Source organism: Ruegeria faecimaris (assembly GCF_900182615.1).
Lineage (GTDB): Bacteria > Pseudomonadota > Alphaproteobacteria > Rhodobacterales > Rhodobacteraceae > Ruegeria > Ruegeria faecimaris.
The window spans coordinates 44,060-62,797 of record NZ_FXTE01000007.1 but is presented as its reverse complement, the minus strand read 5'-3'; the positions used below and the strand labels follow the sequence as shown (position 1 = coordinate 62,797).

Below are 18,738 nucleotides of genomic sequence, written 5' to 3'. Positions count from 1 at the left end.
ATGCAAGGTAAGAACATCTGCGTCAGCCTGGGCCGAAAGGACATCTTGCACGACGTGAATTTCAAGGCCGATCCCGGTCATGTCACCGCAATCATCGGGCCCAACGGATCGGGCAAATCGACCTTACTAAAGGCATTGGCCGGAGAGATTGCCTCGACCGGAACCGTCACCCTGAACGGCCACGACATCTCAGAGTTAAAGCCCTGGCAACTGGCCGCGAAACGGGGCGTGCTGCCACAATCGACCAGCGTGGCCTTTCCTTTCAAAGTGCACGAGATTGTCAGACTGGGGCTGGCAAACGGGTTGGCCGCACAAGATGACGGTTCGGTCACTACCGCCCTGGCACATGTCGACCTAGCCGGGTTCGAGCAGAGGTCTTACCAGACCCTGTCCGGGGGTGAACAGCAGCGCGTACAGTTAGCCCGTGTTATGACGCAGGTCTGGCAGGCACAACGGGCCGATCATCCCAGTTGGCTTTTACTGGACGAACCGGTTGCCAGCCTGGATATCGCGCATCAATTTACGGTCCTTGGTATCGCAAGCGATTTTGCCGCCCAAGGTGGAGGTGTGGTGGTGGTGATGCACGATCTGAACCTCACCGCGCTATTTGCGGACTGTGTTTACGTGATGTCACAGGGCACTGTCTGGGGCTCTGGCACACCTTCAAATACCCTCACCGATGACCTGATGCAGCAAGTTTACGGCATCAACCTACCGATCGGCATGGTGCCGACCGGCCCGCTTCCTTTTGTACTGCCTCAGGCAATGCACAAGTGCATTGAGGCTTGATGTTGTGCAAACAGATACGTTGCCTCAAACAGCGCGGGTCAATCCTCCGTCAACGCGCAAGTTTTGACCCGTCATATAGCCACCGCCTTCAGACGCCAGCCATGAGACAAGCGAAGAGACCTCCGCAGCATGACCGTAACGTCCCATCGGAATCCGGGCTTTGCGGTCTTCTGTTTCGGGCAGGCTGTCGATGAAACCCGGCAGGATGTTATTCATGCGAATATTCTCTGCGGCATATTTATCAGAATAGAGTTTGGCAAAGGCGGCCAATCCTGCCCGGAAGACGCCTGATGTTGGAAACAGCGGATCGGGCTCAAACGCCGCGAAAGTAGAGATGTTGATAATCACCCCCCTGCCCTGTTGCTGCATCAAGGGTGTCACCAGCCGTGTTGGGCGGATCACATTCATCAAATAGACCTCCATCCCTTGATGCCAGTCATCGTCACCGATCTCTAATACGGGCCCTTTCGGGCCATGACCGGCGGAATTGACCAAGACATCGACGCGGCCCCAACGCTCCGTCGCGCCCGTGACCAAAGCAGTCAGATCGTCACCACTGAGGTTAGAACCAGTGACGCCAAAACCACCCAGCTCGGCGCCGAGTGCTTCGCCTTTACCCGAAGAAGAGAGGATGCCGACTTTGAAGCCATCTTTGGCGAGCCGGCGCGCCGCGTCAGCCCCCATGCCACTCCCGCCCGCGGTAATCAAAGCTACTTTTTCTACTGCCATCTGACGATTCCCCTTTTGTATTCTGTGAAAATATCCTGTTTCGATGCGTCGTTCGATTGAGATTTGATGTTTCATTACAGTAGAAATACTATTGTCTCATGGCTGATCTTCCTCCCCTCAACGGTTTACGGGCATTCGAAGTCGCTGGGCGCCGCCTCAGTTTCCGCGCCGCTGCAGATGAGTTGGGCGTAACACAAGGGGCGGTGGCGCAGCAGGTGCGACTGCTGGAAGCTCACCTAGAAGTCACATTGTTCGAAAGGGTGCCCAAAGGATTGGAGTTCACCTCGGTTGGCCGTAGCTATCACGCACGTATATCGGTTGCCTTTGCAAGTCTTAGATCAGCAACCGCCGAGCTAAAGCCGGAACCGGACAAGGTTATAATAAGCGTCACCCCGACTTTTGCTGCGAGATGGTTGATCCCGAATCTGCCAGACTTTGCAGAGAGCCATCCGGAAATCGACTTGCGGATCTTGGCCACTGAAAAAGTCTCCAGCTTTCACAGCGACGGGATCGACCTTGCCGTCCGGCAGGGATCGCCGCCGTTTGGCGCCGCGCTTCGTGCGGCGCTTATTTTCAGACAAGAGGTGATTGCCGTAGCCGCACCCGAGTTTATCAGCGAAGCATTCGATTCGTTAACACCAGATGACCTTGCACACCTGCCCAAAATTCATGACACGCATGACCTTTGGCCGCGATACCTTGCAGACCTAGGGGTTCGTGACAAATCGCAACGCGGCCTTCGATTAAGCCAGACAGCGCTAGCGGTTGACGCTGCCATCGCGCGACAGGGTGTGGCCCTTGTCAGCCGTTTCATGGTTTCCCGAGATCTTGAGGCAGGACGCCTGGTAGAGGTTGGTGCGGCAAGAGACATCGGTGGTAGCGATTTTTACCTCCTCATAGAGCGTTCGGCCGCAAACCAACACGCGGTGATGCAAGTCGTAAACTGGCTAAAATCGCGGTCGGCAAAAGAAACGTGATCGGCTTTCGATTCCTGCAAAGCGCACGCATGCGCGTCTGAAATGGATGGTTGCTTAGGTTTCCCAACGCTTCCCAATTCAGGGTCTTTGCACTCTCGAACCGGCGGGCAAACACCTCGGGCCGCTGGCGTAGTCGAACACAGCGTCCAGGGCAAAATAATTCGTAGCGGCATCCGGATTGTTTGCGTTAGAGGCGTTACCGACGGCATTCACATTTGTTCAGATGCTTCAGGTCAGTTTCGTCCGACCAACCTGAGCAAGTGCACTCGACAACTCTTCGCTGAGGATATTCCACAGTCTATGCAAACCTTCTTCGCCGGCCGCGGCGATGGCAAATTGCAATACGCGGCCAAAAAACACGTAATTTGCACTCTGATCGAGGGCTTTCAGAACGTCTTCGCCAGATCGTAAGCCACTGTCGTAGAATAGCGGAAAATCCGCACCAACGCTGTCTCGTATCCGGCCCAGCGCGTGAACGGCAGCGGGTGCGCTTTCAAGTTGCCGTGCGCCATGATTTGACACTTGAATGGCGTCAACGCCTTCGGATTTCAGCTGCAGCGCATCCTCGGCGTTGGTCACGCCTTTTACTACCAGGTTGCCCTGCCACAAATCGCGCAGAGCCTTCAATGTTGTCCAAGTCGCCCTCGCGCGGCTTTCGGTGCGGTCGAATTCAAAGCCCGGCATCTCGAAATTTGCCACCTGCGGACGACCTGCGGCAAGTGACATAAGCGACCATTGCGGGTGCAGGGCAAAGTCCAGAAATTGGCGGGGTCCGATACGGAATGGCATGGTAAAACCATGGCGCAACTCACGCGGTCGGCGACCAACCTCGGGCACGTCGACGGTTACGATCAGGGTTTCGTATCCGGCATCTTGCGCCCGCTTTGCCAGCTTGAACGACCCCGTTCCGTCCCCGCTGAAATAAAGCTGGAACCACGCGTGCCCTTCGGCAACCTCGATCATTTTTTCCAGCGGGGTTGAGGCCACGGTCGAGACCCCCAAAGGCACGGATTCGCGCGCGGCCAACCGCGCCAGCATCAGATCGGCACCAGGTCTGGACAGGTTGCACATCCCCATCGGCGCAATGCCAAAGGGCCGCTTGGCAATCTTGCCAAACAGCGGCATGTCCAAAGACCGATTGCTGACGTCTTTCAATATCCGGGGTTCAAGGCAAATGTCATCCAGAGCAGCGCGGTTACGCGCAGCCCCCGTTTCTGACCCTGCGGCCCCATCGATATAGTCAAACACCATCCAAGGCAGACGTGCCTTGGCCAAACGCCGCGCATCCTCACTGGAATGAATTCGCGCGGCGCGGTTCATCAACCAGCCACCGCTTTCATAAAGCGATCCTTGATGATCACTGGGTCCATCGTGATGACCGGCATCTTGGCATTTCCACTGTCGCACTTCACGATCATGACCGTGCCGACCTGCGCGTCCATCGCCTCTTGCAATGCTTTCCCGGTATCTACATCCTGCACTTCAACGACATTGTCACATCCGGCCGCACGCGCCATGCCTGCCAGATCGGTCTTGCGCCCGGTATAGGTCGGCTGATCACCGGTTGATCCATATGATCCATTGTCGATGATCATCAGGATAAAGTTTGGAGGCATATTGTTCCCGATGGTCGGTAAAGTGCCCAGATTGGTCAACACCGACCCGTCGCCATCAATGGAGATCACGGTTTTAGGCTGCGCCAGCGCCAGACCCAAGCCGATAGACGAAGCGAGGCCCATCGTGCCGAGCATGTAGAAATTCGTTGGTTGATCGTCGATGGCATGCAGTTCTTGGCTGGGGATGCCAATGTTGCAGACCACTAGTTGATCACGGAGTTGAGGTGCAATTTCCTTGAGGATTTCAGAACGGATCATTGGTCGCCATAGCCTCCCCAGAAATTGGCATCGGTCAGGATTGCCACGGGTTTGTTGCACATAAAGGTATACTTCAGGATCATATCCAGCTCTTCCACATCCTTCTGGTGATGGAAGTGGTAGGTGGGGATATTCATCTGCGCCAGCAGCGCCTTGGTATGCACCGCCATTTCCACCTGGCACGCCACAGGTTCGCGCAGCTCTCCGCGGTAGCTGATCAACATCGGCAGCGGCATCCGGTAATACTGGATCAACGTCGCAAGAGTGTTGATCGTCACCCCAATGGCTGTGTTCTGCATGATGATCGCAGGGCGTTTTCCACCCATCCACGCACCGGCACACAGGCCCATGCCCTCGTCTTCCTTGTTCGACGGAATATGGAAGATATCGGGGTGTTGGTCTATTTCCTCGATAACGCCCGCAAGCTGTTTGCAGGGCACCGTCGTCACGAACGAGATGTCATTCGCGACAAGATCATCGGTGATCTTCTTGTCTATGTTCATGTTGCAGAAGGGCCTTTCTTGAAAGGAGAGGAGAGCGTCATCAAGAGGACGCGCGATGCACATGGACGGCACAGCCTGCGTGCCGCACGACGCGAGCAGCTGTGGAGCCCAGGAAATAATCTCTCAGACCAGGTTTGTGGGATCCAAGCACGATGCAGTCGATGCCATGCGCCTCGGAATAGTCGATGATAGTGCGGGCCGAATGTCCTTTTACAATCACAGGCGTGACACCGGGATGTCCAGACAATTTGCCCTCAAGATCAGCACGCGCTTTTTCAAACCCGGCGGCAACCATCTCTTCGTCCAGATACGCACTGACAGAGCCTTGGGGCGCCTCATGAACGTGAAGGGCTAAGATCTGGGCATCCTTTGCACTCAGCGCGTTGGCTATCTCAAGTGTATGAGTCGACACGCCATGGTCCAGCGCCATCGGGACGAGGATTTTATAGTACATGAAGTGTCTCCATTTGGTTGGTGATCATAAGTGTCAGGCCCACGGATCGAGGATGATCTTGGGGGCTGCAACCGCTCCCGATCGTAGATCGGCAAATGCCTGCGGTCCATCATTCAGGCTGCGATGTTCTGCCCAGTCTAGCGGGCCAAGCGCGCCATCGAAAAGCGCGCTGCAGGTATCCCGGAAGTCCTCCGGTGTGTAGGTATAGGTTCCGATGAACGTCACCTCTTGCAAGGTCATCCGCCGGATATCGAGGCCGCCCGTGTCTTCGCCCAGGCCGATATGGACGATGACGCCCCCCGGTTCAGCCATGGCAGAAGCTGCGGCGCGTGTTGCCGCGTATCCGACGGCGTCGACCACGATGCCATACTGTCCTGCCCCTGTGGGTACAGATTTCACAAGGCATTGATCTTCCAGGAATGTGCGTCGCTTGTCGCTTGGTTCAGCAACAGTTACGTCATCGACCCCCTGCGCCTTGAGGGCAAGGGCCGCGGCAAGACCAATAGCCCCGCCCCCCAGTACAAGCGCGGTGCGGCTGGCACCCGGATCAAGCCCCGTCAGCCCCAACCGTATGGAATGCCAACTGACGGCCAGAGGTTCGGCCAGTGCAGCCTTTTGCAACGGAACATGATCCGGCACCACGATAAGATTGCTGCCTTGCATTGCCACATATTGAGCAAAGGCCCCTTCGCGCGGCGGCATGGAGATGATCATACGGTCCGGGCACAGGTTATCTCGGCCCGTCTGACACGCGGGACAAGTGCCACAGCTGACCAGCGGATTGATCGTGACCCGTTCGCCGTCACGCGCGCCGCCCTCAATCACACCAGCAGCCTCATGGCCCAGAATCAAGGGCGCAGGACGCCTGTCGTCATGGCCGAGGTAGGCGTGCATGTCCGACCCGCAGATGCCCGAGGCCTCGATACGAACCAGCGACTGGCCCTGGCCGACCGTCGGGTTGGGGACTTCGCGCACACCAAGCGTTTCGACACCTTCGTAGACCAACGCTTTCATTTTGCTGTGAACCCTCCGTCGACCATCAAGGTTTGTCCGGTCACGTAACCGGACGCGTCCGAGCAGAGAAACAGCATGGGGCCGTCCATGTCTTCCAAACGGCCATTGCGTCCGATGCAGGTCTGGACGGCATTGCGCGTGGCTCGGTTCGGATCGGCAAAGACGGCCTCGGTCAGTTCTGTCGGAAAAAACCCAGGCCCAATCGCATTGGCTGTGATGCCATAGGTCGACCACGCCTCGGCCATAGCGCGGGTCAGTTGGGCAATGCCCGCCTTGGTCGTCCCATAGGCGATGCCACCGGGAAAAGCGCGCGTGGTTTGGAGCGAGGCAAAATTCACGATCCGCCCCCACCCCTTTGCCTTCATCGCGGGCACCAGCGCCTGGCTCAGGAAAAACGGGGCCGAGATGTTCAGCGCCACGGTCTGGTCCCAACCTTCTGGTGTCACGTCATCCGCCGTCTGACGGGTGTTGATGCCCGCGGCGTGCACAATGATGTCTGGCGCTCCGAACGGTGCGCTGACCGCTTCTACCAAGTGTGAGAGTGCATCACGGTCGGCGACATCCGCTACAACGTAGTCCACATCTTTGCCGACCTCGTTTTGCAAGCGCTGCAGTGCGTCCTCGCGCCGGGCTACGCCCACCACGCGGGCCCCGGCGCTTGCCAGTGCGATGACCGCACGCCGCCCGAGGCCGGAGCTGGCGCCGGTTACACAGGCCACGCGGCCAGTCAGGTCAAACAGAGATCTTGGATCAGCCATTTGCGGTCAGGTCGAACGCTTCATCCGGGAAATACTTGGCCAGACGAACATCCGCAGCACGGGCGTGCCCCTCCATCCCTTCAAGGCGGGAAATGCGCGCGGTAGCTTCGGCAACCTGCTTGGCACCCTCGCGTGTTGCACGCTGCCATGTGACAATCTTCATGTATTTGTGGACTGACAAACCGCCAGTATAGTTGGCGGCCCCTGACGTTGGCAGCACATGATTGGTACCCGTCGCTTTGTCACCATAGGAAACGGTCGTCTCTTCCCCAAGGAACAGCGAGCCGTAACATGTGAGCCGCTCAAGCCACCAATCCAGATCTTCGGCCTGCACTGTCAGGTGTTCGGGCGCGTAATCATCGGAGCAAACAGCCATTTCTTCGCGATCTGAGCATACGATCACTTCGGCATAGTCACGCCAAGCGGCAAAGGCGTTGTCGCGGTTCACCTCGGGCAGATCATCAATCAGGGCAGGCACAAGCTCCATCACCTTTTCGGCCAACACCCGGTCATCTGTGACCAGCCAAACAGGCGAGTTGTAGCCATGTTCGGCCTGACTTACCAAATCCGTTGCCACGATATGCGGATCAGCTGTTGCATCTGCAAGGATCAAACTGTCCGTTGGGCCCGCGATCATGTCGATCCCGACACGGCCAAAAAGAATGCGCTTGGCTTCTGCAACAAACTGATTGCCGGGGCCCACGAGGATGTTGGCCTTGGGCAGGCCAAACAGTCCGAACGTCATTGCAGCCACACCCTGAACGCCACCAAGTGCCATAATCTTGTCCGCGCCACACAGGTTCGCGGCATAAATGATGGCCGGGGCAACTCCTACACCGGGACGGGGTGGCGAACAGGCGGTAATGTGGCGACAACCTGCAACTTTGGCCGTTGTCACAGTCATGATGGCCGAAGCAATGTGGCTATAGCGACCGCCGGGCACATAACAGCCCGCCGCATCAACAGGGATAGCCTTTTGCCCCGCAATCATGCCCGGTACGATTTCAACCTCGACATCGGATACTGTGGCCTTTTGCGCCTCGGCAAACCGTTTGACGTTGTCATGCGCAAACCGGATGTCCGCTTTCAGCCTCTCCGGCACAAGCGCTCCTGCCGCCTCGATTTCTTCGGCAGTCAAAAGGACATTGCCCTCGTACTGATCGAACTTGGCGGCGTATTCCATAGCCTTTGCATCTCCGCCTGCCTCAATATCAGCCAGAATTGTCCTGACCGTCTCGTGGACTTCGGAAGCATCCGATTTAGCGGTTAGGGTCGCTTTTTTCAGGTATTCACGTTTCATCTTAGCGAGGTCCTACTTGTAGATTTCGGGCAAGAACGTAGTCGAAATCGCTGGCATATAAGCAATCAGCAACACAACCAAGAACATGCAAAGAACAAAGGGAACGGCACGGGCGGCAATCTTGAGGATGGATTCCCCGGTTATGCCAGACACCACGAACAGGTTGAGCCCCAATGGCGGCGTGATGAAGCCTACGCCAAGAGCTGTGATCATCATGATGCAGAACTGTATCTCGTTCATGCCGATGTTGTCCGCGAGTGGTTTCAGGATAGGCGCAAGGATCACGATATTCGGCGTGGTTTCCATAACGCAACCGGCGGCGATCAGGATTCCGATCATCAGCAGGATCAGTAACCATGGTTCATCCGTCAGCCCGGTCACCGATGTCACAAAACCTTGCGGAACGCCCATGATGGCCAGCGCTTCGGCCAGGGGAGCCGAGAAAGCGATTATGGGAAGAATGACGCCGTTCACCTTTGCCGAACTGACCAGCATGGCGGGAAAATCCGCAAGGGACAGCGTCCGCAGAATAAAGCCCATGATGATTGTCACAACGACCGCCGTTGCACCCGCTTCTGTTGGTGTCAGGCGGCCCGAGAATATGCCGTAAAAGATGATACCCGGCACGATAAACGCATACCAACCGGATTTTAGAGCACGGCCCAGATTACCCAACCATTCGGCCATCGTCATCTGTCCGCCACCTTCATAGGCGTAGATGCGGTTCACGATCAGGTTCGTAATCAGGATCGACAACAGGATCGCGATCCCCGGGATCAAGGCCGCAAGGAACAAGGTCGATGCGGATATCCCGAGCACAAGGCCGATGATGATATAGGCGATCGACGGTGGGATCAGAATGCCGGTACAGGCGCCCGCCGCCACCAGAGCGCAGGCATAGGGGCGCGGATAGCCGCTTTCGACCAAGCGTGCGATAGTCATACGTCCGACCGCGGCAGCACCAGCTGCGTCCGATCCCGAAATGGCCGCAAACATGCCACAGACAAGAACCGTGGCAGACCCGAAACCACCCTTGGTGAAACACGTCAATGCCTCGGCAACATCAAGGAATTTTCGACTGAGCCCGGTTCGGACCAGCACGTCCCCTGTCAGGATAAACAGCGGCACCGCGGTCAGCGCAAAGGCATCAATGCCGGTGAACAGCTTTTCGCCAACAAGGCTCAAGGGAAGGTCGCCGGACATGACCAACATCAGGATCGCCGAGGTCCCGATGGCGGCCCAAACCGGAACCGCCAGTGCAATCAGCGAGACGAATATGATAACGGGGAGATAGAAATCCCAACCCAGCTCGACGGTTTGATCAAAGGTTTGCCAAAGCATTCAAATCATCCCTCAATCAAAGAGTGTGTCGCCCTCAAAAACGGGTTTGCCCGTTCTGAGGGAATGGATGTCGCGCAGTAGTGATTGAATCAGCCGCAATATGATCAGGCCGAACCCCAATGGAACCGCCATCAGGAACCATACTTTGGAAATGCGTAGCCCGTCCGTGACCGACCCGAATTTGGCTGACACATGCACGGCTTCGTAGGACCAATAGAGGGCAATCACAGCAACACCGAACATCACCAGGTCACCGAAGATATACAGCAGCGCCTTTGCCCGTGGCCCGAGGTAGTGCATCAGCACGTCGATACGGATATGCGCGCGCTCTTTCACTGCGGCGGCGGCACCGATCCATGCGAGATAGATGAAGGAGTACCGCACAATTTCTTCGCCCCAGATCGAGGAAAAAGAGAATATTTCCCGGCGCAGCACCTCGATCGCCATGGTGATGACAAGCATCACGTAGAAGACCAGAAGCAACCAGCGCTCGGCGTCTCTATCAATTCGGCGCAAAAAGCTCATGTGAGAACCTGCTGATTTGCCTAGCAAAACGAACCGCGCTGACGCGTTTGGATTTTACTGAGGCGGGAGAATATTGGTGATCGGGCGCGCGTGGAGGCACGCCCGACCCGACTGTTAAGCGTCATGCACGTAGTACTTGCCTTGGGTACCTGCGGCTTCTTCCATCTTGGCGAAGTTGTCCATGGACCCGGCCAGATCGATCTTGAACTCGTCCCATTCGGACCGTTGGTAGCCACCAGCGGCTTTCCATTCAGCCAGTTGCTCTTCGCTGAGCGAGTGGAATTCGACACCTGCTTTGATCAGTTCGGCCATAGCGTAGGCGCGGGCCGATGGCACTTTGGCAAGGTTCTGGTGCGAGGTCATCTCGGACCCCCACATGATCCCTTCCTGCACGTCGGCGGGCATTGAGTTAAACCATTCCAGGTTGCACGAATAAACTTGGCTGTCTGGCACGGCCTGGGTGAAAGTCACATGGCTCAGGATATCTTTGAAACCAAAGACTTCGAGCGCACCCACGGACGGGTCAAGCGCGTCAGCGACGCCCTGTTTGATCGCAGACGGGGTTTCTCCCCAGGCCACAGGCGTCGGATTTGCACCAACCATGCGGTAGTATTGCTGCAGCATCTTCGAGCCGGGAACGCGGAACTTGACGCCGGACAGGTCGCCAGGTGTCAAGACCGGTCCGGGGCCACCCTTGCGGATGGCAACGACACGGGGGTCGATGTTGATATAAAACAGCGCCTTGAAGCCGTTCTCCTCAACCTTCGGCTCGACCGTGTCCTTCCAGAACTGCGAGTTGACGAGGTTTGTGAAACGCTGGTTTGACCCGCACAGATACGGCATGTTGATCAGGTCAACGGTCGAGGCAAATGGCGCGAAGTTCGAAAGCGAATGCTGTGCTGCCTGAATTGTGCCACCCTGCACCGCCTGCACCAGCGCGCCGCCTGCACCCAGCTGCCCGCCAGGCGCGAGTTTGACATAGACCTTGCCGTTGGTCGCGTTCTGGATGTTTTCCTTCAGGTCCAGCTGCATGATTGGATAACCACGCGACGCACCGACCGGATAGGCAGTTGCCAGAACCATGATATGGTCCGCTGCAGCCTCGCGGTCGCGCTCTTCGCTGGCACTTTGCGCTGCAGCTTCAGTTGACCACAACGTCCCCGCAGCACCAGCTACCATGGCCGCCGTGAAGCCGCCTGTTGCCGTCAATTTCAGAAAATTTCGGCGTGCTGCCGACGCAAGGTCCTTGCGATCTTTGTCCATTATGTTTCCTCCCAGAAATCCTTAGCTGCCGTTCTTTTTGTTTCGGTCAGCCTCTTTTTGAAGAATGGCGACGACAAACAATATCGACGCGGCAAACAGAACCAGCATTTCGCCCACGTCCCCAAGGAATGCGCTTGCTGCAAAGGCCCCCAGAGCGACGTTGGCGAAGTAGATGACAAAGACGATCAGCGAGGCGGTAAGGAACATAAAACAGGATCCGAAAAGGTTGCAGTTCTGAGCGACACTGTAAGCGCTTACATTTGATTCGTGCAAGCGCTTACATTCGAGGCACATTTTTTGGCGCTCTCGGCGATTGCGGACAGGAAGACCCCAAGCAGCGACCAAAGTAATACTATTATGGTCGGATACATTCTGAAAATTCATCATGTTAGCCAAGTCGCCGTACAACAAGAACGGTGGGCCGGGTTCCACACCGCTGCATCAGCCGATGCGCGGGATGTCAAAACCCCCGACCGTGAACTTATGGAGAAATTCAATGAATGAGATGACCAATCTGCATGCGGTAACGAGTATCTCGCCCTTTGCATCCCGCTATGGCAATTTGATCGGAGGCGACTTTTGCAAGCCAAAGGCAGGCAGGTATTTTGAGAATCTAAGTCCGATCACCGGCCAGCCCATTGACCAGATCGCACGGTCTGATGCTTCAGACGTTGAGGCCGCTCTGGACGCAGCGCATTCGGCTGCCGATGCCTGAGGTTCGACCAGCGTGGCCGAGCGTGCGAATGTTCTGACGCGGATAGTGCAAAAGCTGGCAGACAATCTGGAGCTGCCGGCTATTGCGTGGCCCTGAATCCGGCCAAGCAACGCCAGCGACAATAATGGTTTTCAGTGAACTGATCGCGGATATCCTGCCTGCTGGCGTGTTGAATATGGTTAACGGATTTGGCCTTGAGGCGGGTACAAGGCCGTGCGGCGTTCATTTCGAATATAATACGTTTTCTTCAATTCTGATTGAATTCTCTCAAGACACGGAAGCCTGACAGTTTTGACCGCCAGTCAATGCCTAACCACGTTACGAACCATGACGAACTCAAAGCCAAACTATATGGCAGAGCGGTTGGAGAAGGCTCATGCCATCGCCGAATTCACTGACCTGTATATGACAGAAATTGCATTGGCCTGTGGATTTGTTTCCTGTACGACGCTTTCGCAGCGATACAAGCAAAGATTTAGTAGAACGCCAGTCGATCAGCGCATGAAGCAGAGCGCATAGAGGTGCAAAATCATATGTGTCTACAAGGCGTTTTCGCTGATTGCGACGAGCAATGACAGTACATGCGATCCTCATCGTACTGTTTGCGGCTTTCCTTCATGCGCTGTGGAATGCGGTCGTAAAGGGCGCGCCTGACAAGGCCATTATGTTGGGATTAATCTCGATCGGGCATGCCATACCTGCGCTTGCCGTGCTTCCTTTTACGGGCTTTCCAGTAATGGCTGCAATTCCATACATTATTGGTTCCACCTTGATTCATTGGGGATACTACTGGTTTCTCAACACGGCCTACCGTTACGGCGATTTATCGGTGGTGTACCCCATATCGCGCGGGATAACGCCCATATTAGTGGCGTTGGGAGCGGTCTTTCTTGCCGGTGAATTCCTTCCTCCGGGCGCGTGGATCGGTATTGTCTGCATTTCGGCCGGCATCGGTTGCCTGTCTTTTGGCGGACTTGGAAAGGGCACGAACTGGGTAGGTATCGCGGCGGCATTCGGAACAGGTTTGATGATTGCTTCCTACTCTTTAGTCGACGGTATTGGCGTGAGACTGTCAGGGAATACGCTTGGATATATCACGGTATTGTTCGTGGCTGAGATCTTCGTGGCGGGGTTCATCTTCTCGACCCGATGGGAGCGCCTCATCGCACTTCCAAAGAGATATGTCTGGTCAGGCTTAGCAGGAGGAATCATTTCCGGCTTAGCCTATGGTCTGGTGCTCTATGTTAAGAGTTTCGCACCGTTGGGTGTCGTATCGGCGCTCCGAGAAAGTTCGGTCATCTTCGCTTCAATAATTGGTGTGATGTGGTTTGGAGAGGGTCCAAAATCCAACAGGCTCCTGGCGGCGATAATCGTGGCAGTTGGAATTGTGGTTCTGGCCCTAACAAGATGACGTACAAGTTGGACTAAGGAGAAGGAAGTTGCGGGATAACGAGTCCAAGGCGCAGGTCTTTAACTTCGGATAAGGTCGCCGCACGTATCTTATAGCCCGCGAGGCGCTTCTTGCCAGCTTCAGGGAGTTCTTTGGACCAGCTATAGTACAGACTCTGAGCAATGCCTGCCCGGCAGCACAGCTCCACAATGCTGCCTTCGCCCTTGCGCTTGTCCAGAACGATCCAGATCTTCTCTTCCGCTGAATAGTGCTTGCGGGTAGCACGACGGATATCCTTGACGATCTTTTAGCCGTGGCTCTTACGTGTTCTGGGTTTCTATCTCACCTCCACTCCTTGGCGGGTACGATGTGCCAGAAAATCTCTCTTATCAAATCGACCTGAACTGTCCCGCAAGTGCTGACGTCAGACATTTGCGAAGGTATTTGCGAGCACTATGACCGTCATGTTCGATTGGCGGCTGTCCAGTCGACAGGTAGCAGTATGTAGCCTCGGATTTCGTAGCCCACCGCCCGTTCGACGGGCCAATGCCGAAGCGCACTGATTTGAACGGAACTCTTGGGTGACTGGTGCAGGGAGAGTTCCAATCTCATATCAATGGGGTATGACACTCAATTCCGAGCGCTAGGGCGGATTGCCTTACATAGGTTTTGCTTATGATGTGGAAGGTATAATCGATTTTTCTTGATCTATTTATCTGTCACACTGCCGGAGCATGGAACTGCAAATAAGCGCTGCTCAAGAATGGCGTTCCCGAGAATAATCAACCGACAGAGGATCACGATGAAACATAAGACCAAATTTCTTGCAGCCCTGGCCGTAAGCTCCTTGACTGCTACAGTTGCGTTATCTGAAACCGAATTGACAGTTTACACAGCCGTCGAAGCTGAAGACCTGGCGCGCTACGCTGAGACGTTCAATGCGAGCAATCCGGACATCAAAATCAACTGGGTGCGGGATTCGACCGGGATCATCACCGCCAAACTGTTGGCCGAGAGGGACAACCCTCAGGCAGACGTCGTGTGGGGTCTCGCAGCCACTTCGCTTTTGTTGCTCAAGTCCGAAGGTATGCTGGAGCCTTACGCGCCTGCGGGTGTTGGCGACCTAGACGCGAAATTTGTCGATGACGACAATCCTCCGGCGTGGGTTGGCATGGACGCTTGGGTTGCGGCAGTTTGCTACAATACCGTCGAGGCCGAGAAGGCGGGACTGAAGCCACCAACTTCGTGGAAGGATCTTACAGACCCCATGTATAAGGATCAGGTGATCATGCCAAATCCGAACTCGTCGGGCACTGGTTTCCTTGATGTTTCAAGTTGGCTGCAGATGTTCGGCGAAGAAGGCGGCTGGGAGTACATGGACGGATTGCACGAGAACATCGCGCGATATACCCACTCTGGTTCAAAGCCGTGCAAACTGGCTGCTGCAGGTGAGATCCCGATTGGCATTTCTTTTGCTTTCCGTGGTGCTAAGTCGAAAGCTGATGGTGCGCCGCTTGAGATTATTGTCCCGTCAGAAGGTGTCGGCTGGGACATGGAAGCGACCGCTATTGTTGCCGGTACTGCAAATCTCGAAGCCGCGCAGAAACTGGTTGATTTCACCGTCACCAAGGAAGCCAACGAGATGTACAACACAGGGTACGCCGTTGTCGCCTATCCTGGCGTCGCAAAACCGGTCGAGCACTTCCCTGAAGGTCTTCTGGATGCGATGATCGACAACGACTTTGAATTTGCCGCCAACAACCGCGCGGCGATACTGAAAGAATGGCAGTCTCGCTATGACGGGAAGTCTGAAGCGAAGTAAACCAACCTGCAGAAGAGGTGTAAGCACCTCTTCTGCACACCACTCTATTTTTCCAAACAACGTGACCAGCGCGCCCGGCTTCAACCGGCCCAGATCGGCCGTTCCCGAGGTGCAGATATGAGGACCGCTCCCGTGCTTCAGAAAACCCCACCCGGTGAACTGTATCTAAGCATCCAGAATTTGTGGAAGGCGTTCGGCAGCTTTCTTGCACTCAAGGACATATCCCTGGAAATCAACGAAGGCGAATTTGTCTGTTTTCTGGGGCCTTCGGGTTGCGGCAAAACAACCTTGCTCCGGGCGATTGCGGGTCTCGATCTGCAAACCAAGGGCACTGTCATGCAAGACGGCAAGGATGTGTCAAATCTGCCGCCGTCAGAGCGTGATTTCGGGATTGTGTTTCAGTCTTACGCCTTGTTCCCGAACCTGACGATCGAAAAGAACATTGCTTTCGGCTTGGAAAACACTGGTCGCAGCAAATCGGATATTGCCGGGCGTGTCAGCGAACTGCTTCATTTGGTTGGGTTGCCTGAACAAGGCAAAAAGTATCCTGCGCAATTGTCCGGTGGCCAGCAGCAGCGGATTGCGTTGGCCCGCGCCATTGCGACCAACCCCGGTCTCTTGTTGCTGGATGAGCCGCTTTCGGCATTGGACGCAAAGGTGCGCGTCCATCTACGTCACGAAATCAAAGAGCTGCAGCGCAAACTGGGTGTGACTACTGTGATGGTTACGCATGATCAGGAAGAAGCGCTGGCGATGGCGGACCGGATCGTGGTCATGAATCATGGGGTTATCGAGCAGGTGGGGTCACCTACAGAAATTTACCGAGAACCCGCAAACTTGTTCGTCGCCGACTTCATCGGAGAAATGAACCAGATCCAGTCTCAGGTCACCAAGGGTGGTCGACTGAGCGTCGGCGAAAAGACCTTTGCGTGCCTCAGCCACACGTTCAACGACGGAATGCCAGCGATTGCGGCGATCCGACCCGAGGATATCATCCCGCATGAGGCTGGTTATCTCGATACCGGCGGCAACAGGAATTGCATCGACGTCACTCTCGATGAAATGGAATTCCTCGGTTCATTCTGGCGATGCCGCTTGAGCAACGAGCGATTTGGATCTTCGGAACTGATCGCAGATTTTTCGATCAATGCCGTGCGCCGCCTAGAACTGGAAGAGGGTAGGACCATGGTGATTGAGCTGCCCGAAAACCGGCTAATGGCCTTCGATGTTCCGGAGACGGCAGCATGAGCGAGATTTCAACCAACCCGGGGACTCTTCCAGCCGGACCTGACATCAAACCCAAGCTCAGCAGGGATGACATCCTGATGCGCGGCAGCATGATCGTGATCGCACTCTATCTGGTCGCGACGTTGGTCCTGCCGCTTTACACGATGCTTTCCAAGTCATTCTCGACCTATCGGATGGAGTTGTCACAATACGAGTTTCAGGTCAGTGATGAAGCGGGGCAATTTGACGGAACCATCCTGTCAGCCGACACACTGAACGAACAAATCGGGGCTTTTTCAGGCACCGAACTGTCTACCGGCTCAGACGGGCGGCTATCAGTAACCGAGCTTTTTCCCGATTTCAGCTTTCGCAGTCCGGTCATGTACCAAATCCGTAACACAAGCGACACCGGGCGGTTTCTTGTCGGTTCTACGCTGCAAGACAATACGGATTGGGTCACGCTCGATTCCAATCAGTTCCGGCGGGTTCAGCTGAGGCCAGTTCAATCGCGAGGCTTGGAAAATTTCGTCAACTACTTCTCAACCCCGGCACTGTTCAATTCTATCAAGAACTCCCTTTGGATTTCTGTAATTAGCACCATTGTCACAGTAACTTTGGCGTTCTGGTTCGCTTATGCGCTCAACCGGAGTTGCATGCGGTTCAAGGGTGTGTTTCGTCTGATTGCGATGGCTCCGATCCTGGTGCCTTCGCTCTTGCCCGGGATCGCGCTGGTCTATCTGTTCGGCAATCAGGGCATGATAAAAGAGTTGCTGTTCGGCGCCAGTATCTATGGTCCGATTGGCATCGTGATAGGCTCGGTGTTCTTCACCTTCCCGCACGCCTTCCTGATCATTTCAACGGCGCTGGCGATCTCTGATGCACGACTATACGAAGCTGCAGTCAGCCTGCGTTCAACGCCGTGGCGTACTTTTTGGACGGTCACCGTTCCCGGCGCGCGATATGGTCTGATCTCGGCCGCTTTCGTTGTATTTAATCTGGTCATAACTGATTTTGGTCTGCCAAAAGTGATTGGAGGTCAGTTCAACGTTCTGGCGGTTGATATCTACAAGCAGGTGATCGGCCAGCAGAACTTTGAAATGGGTGCCGTAGTCTCGGTCGTTCTGGTGATCCCGGCAATCCTGGCGTTCGCGATCGACCGCATGGTGCAATCAAAGCAGGTTGCCTTATTGTCGGCCCGGTCGGTCCCGTACCAGCCAACCCCAAATCGAAAGGCAGATCGGTTCTTTCTAGTCTATTGCTGTCTGATCGGTTTGTTCATCGTTGGGCTGCTGGCTGTGTGCCAATTCGCGGCGCTAATCAAGTTTTGGCCCTACGACCTGAGCCTGAGCCTGAAGAACTACGATTTCAACAAGATGGATGGTGGCGGTTGGGGCTCCTACATTAACTCGATCAAGCTGGCGCTTTTGACGGCGGTGATCGGTACTTCAGTCGTCTTCTTTGGTGCATATCTGGTTGAAAAGTCGAACGGGTTTAGAACAGGTCGATCGATCTTTCAGATGTTCGCGATGCTGCCAATGGCGATCCCGGGCATGGTACTGGGCCTGTCATACATCTTCTTCTTCAATAGCCCGTCTAATCCGCTGAACGGTATCTACGGAACAATGGCAATTTTGGTGATCTGTACGGTGACACACTTCTATACTGTGTCGCACCTGACGGCAGTGACAGCGCTCAAGCAGATGGACAGAGAATTCGAGTCGGTATCAGCCTCGCTCAAGCAACCGACGATGAAGTTGTTTGCCCGTGTCACGGTCCCTGTTTGCCTGCCAGCCGTGCTGGACATATCAATCTATCTGTTCGTAAACGCAATGACGACGGTATCTGCGGTTGTGTTCCTATACTCGCCCAAAACCACGTTGGCATCTATTGCAGTGCTAAACATGGACGATGCGGGCGATATTGCGCCGGCTGCCGCAATGGGGATGATGATCTTCTACACAAACGCCGCGGCGCGGATCATCCACCTGATTGCTTCCAAAGGCGTCCTCGGTCGCACGCAAGCCTGGCGAACCCGCTGACAAGAAAACCCATTTAGG

The 18,738-nt window shown here is 55.4% G+C and carries 19 protein-coding genes and 1 pseudogene; 7 read left to right on the top strand and 13 right to left on the bottom strand.

All coding sequences use genetic code 11. The features are described 5' to 3' along the window. The gene (locus tag FN806_RS12800) at window positions 1–789 is read left to right on the top strand and encodes a heme ABC transporter ATP-binding protein (RefSeq protein WP_221929486.1); all 789 of its coding nucleotides are present in this window, start codon (window positions 1–3) and stop codon (window positions 787–789) included. A gap of 24 nt (window positions 790–813) precedes the next feature. Here the strand turns inward: FN806_RS12800 and FN806_RS12795 are convergent, their stop codons facing one another. Further along, on the bottom strand, window positions 814–1,518 hold the full coding sequence (locus FN806_RS12795; protein WP_142637939.1) for an SDR family oxidoreductase: 705 nt from the start codon (window positions 1,516–1,518) through the stop codon (window positions 814–816). A 98-nt stretch (window positions 1,519–1,616) separates the two neighbouring features. On the opposite strand from FN806_RS12795, the gene FN806_RS12790 reads away from it, so the two are divergent. Further along, complete coding sequence (locus tag FN806_RS12790) at window positions 1,617–2,495, top strand: LysR substrate-binding domain-containing protein (RefSeq protein WP_142637721.1); 879 nt, start codon at window positions 1,617–1,619, stop codon at window positions 2,493–2,495. Window positions 2,496–2,723: 228 nt separating this feature from the next. Here FN806_RS12790 and FN806_RS12785 read toward each other — a convergent pair whose 3' ends face one another. From FN806_RS12785 to FN806_RS12735, 11 genes are all read right to left on the bottom strand, one after another. After that, window positions 2,724–3,815: an alpha-hydroxy acid oxidase gene (locus FN806_RS12785; protein WP_142637719.1), complete on the bottom strand. Its 1,092-nt coding sequence runs from the start codon at window positions 3,813–3,815 to the stop codon at window positions 2,724–2,726. Beyond that, entirely contained in the window at window positions 3,815–4,369 is a 555-nt protein-coding gene (gene comE / locus FN806_RS12780; protein ID WP_142637717.1) for a sulfopyruvate decarboxylase subunit beta, read from the bottom strand. The genes FN806_RS12785 and comE overlap by 1 nt, the downstream gene beginning before the upstream one ends. Then, entirely contained in the window at window positions 4,366–4,872 is a 507-nt protein-coding gene (comD, locus tag FN806_RS12775; protein ID WP_142637714.1) for a sulfopyruvate decarboxylase subunit alpha, read from the bottom strand. Before comD ends, comE begins: the two co-directional genes overlap by 4 nt. 40 nt (window positions 4,873–4,912) lie before the next feature. Then, window positions 4,913–5,326, bottom strand: a complete 414-nt coding sequence (locus tag FN806_RS12770) for a universal stress protein (protein ID WP_142637712.1) — start codon at window positions 5,324–5,326, stop codon at window positions 4,913–4,915. A gap of 33 nt (window positions 5,327–5,359) precedes the next feature. Then, a complete protein-coding gene (locus FN806_RS12765; protein ID WP_142637710.1) occupies window positions 5,360–6,340 on the bottom strand; it encodes an alcohol dehydrogenase catalytic domain-containing protein in 981 nt (326 codons plus the stop codon). Next, entirely contained in the window at window positions 6,337–7,098 is a 762-nt protein-coding gene (locus tag FN806_RS12760) for an SDR family NAD(P)-dependent oxidoreductase (RefSeq protein WP_142637707.1), read from the bottom strand. The genes FN806_RS12765 and FN806_RS12760 overlap by 4 nt, the downstream gene beginning before the upstream one ends. Further along, the gene (hisD, locus tag FN806_RS12755) at window positions 7,091–8,398 is read right to left on the bottom strand and encodes a histidinol dehydrogenase (RefSeq protein WP_142637705.1); all 1,308 of its coding nucleotides are present in this window, start codon (window positions 8,396–8,398) and stop codon (window positions 7,091–7,093) included. The genes FN806_RS12760 and hisD overlap by 8 nt, the downstream gene beginning before the upstream one ends. A 12-nt stretch (window positions 8,399–8,410) precedes the next feature. Continuing rightward, on the bottom strand, window positions 8,411–9,739 hold the full coding sequence (locus tag FN806_RS12750; RefSeq protein WP_142637703.1) for a TRAP transporter large permease: 1,329 nt from the start codon (window positions 9,737–9,739) through the stop codon (window positions 8,411–8,413). 12 nt (window positions 9,740–9,751) lie between these two features. Continuing rightward, window positions 9,752–10,264 (bottom strand): TRAP transporter small permease, encoded by a 513-nt coding sequence (locus tag FN806_RS12745; RefSeq protein WP_142637701.1) that lies wholly within the window; start codon window positions 10,262–10,264, stop codon window positions 9,752–9,754. A 114-nt stretch (window positions 10,265–10,378) separates the two neighbouring features. Then, window positions 10,379–11,527 (bottom strand): TRAP transporter substrate-binding protein, encoded by a 1,149-nt coding sequence (locus tag FN806_RS12740; RefSeq protein WP_142637699.1) that lies wholly within the window; start codon window positions 11,525–11,527, stop codon window positions 10,379–10,381. 21 nt (window positions 11,528–11,548) lie between these two features. After that, window positions 11,549–11,734 carry a hypothetical protein gene (locus FN806_RS12735; protein WP_142637697.1) on the bottom strand — a complete coding sequence of 62 codons (186 nt, stop codon included), beginning with the start codon at window positions 11,732–11,734 and terminating at the stop codon, window positions 11,549–11,551. A 289-nt stretch (window positions 11,735–12,023) separates the two neighbouring features. Between FN806_RS12735 and FN806_RS12730 the strand changes: the two genes are divergently transcribed. Both FN806_RS12730 and FN806_RS12725 read left to right on the top strand, forming a co-directional pair. Beyond that, on the top strand, window positions 12,024–12,242 hold the full coding sequence (locus FN806_RS12730; protein ID WP_142637695.1) for a hypothetical protein: 219 nt from the start codon (window positions 12,024–12,026) through the stop codon (window positions 12,240–12,242). 571 nt (window positions 12,243–12,813) lie between these two features. Then, on the top strand, window positions 12,814–13,653 hold the full coding sequence (locus FN806_RS12725) for a DMT family transporter (RefSeq protein ID WP_142637693.1): 840 nt from the start codon (window positions 12,814–12,816) through the stop codon (window positions 13,651–13,653). Between the two features lie 49 nt (window positions 13,654–13,702). Here the strand turns inward: FN806_RS12725 and FN806_RS12720 are convergent. Further along, window positions 13,703–13,936, bottom strand: a pseudogene (locus FN806_RS12720) (transposase); the annotation flags it as partial. Between the two features lie 399 nt (window positions 13,937–14,335). Here FN806_RS12720 and FN806_RS12715 point away from each other — a divergent pair. From FN806_RS12715 to FN806_RS12705, 3 genes are all read left to right on the top strand, one after another. Then, the gene (locus FN806_RS12715; RefSeq protein ID WP_246097241.1) at window positions 14,336–15,454 is read left to right on the top strand and encodes a putative 2-aminoethylphosphonate ABC transporter substrate-binding protein; all 1,119 of its coding nucleotides are present in this window, start codon (window positions 14,336–14,338) and stop codon (window positions 15,452–15,454) included. A gap of 132 nt (window positions 15,455–15,586) precedes the next feature. Next, window positions 15,587–16,702, top strand: a complete 1,116-nt coding sequence (locus FN806_RS12710; RefSeq protein ID WP_246097240.1) for a putative 2-aminoethylphosphonate ABC transporter ATP-binding protein — start codon at window positions 15,587–15,589, stop codon at window positions 16,700–16,702. Continuing rightward, window positions 16,699–18,720: a putative 2-aminoethylphosphonate ABC transporter permease subunit gene (locus tag FN806_RS12705; protein WP_142637689.1), complete on the top strand. Its 2,022-nt coding sequence runs from the start codon at window positions 16,699–16,701 to the stop codon at window positions 18,718–18,720. Before FN806_RS12710 ends, FN806_RS12705 begins: the two co-directional genes overlap by 4 nt. Window positions 18,721–18,738 lie beyond the last annotated feature (18 nt).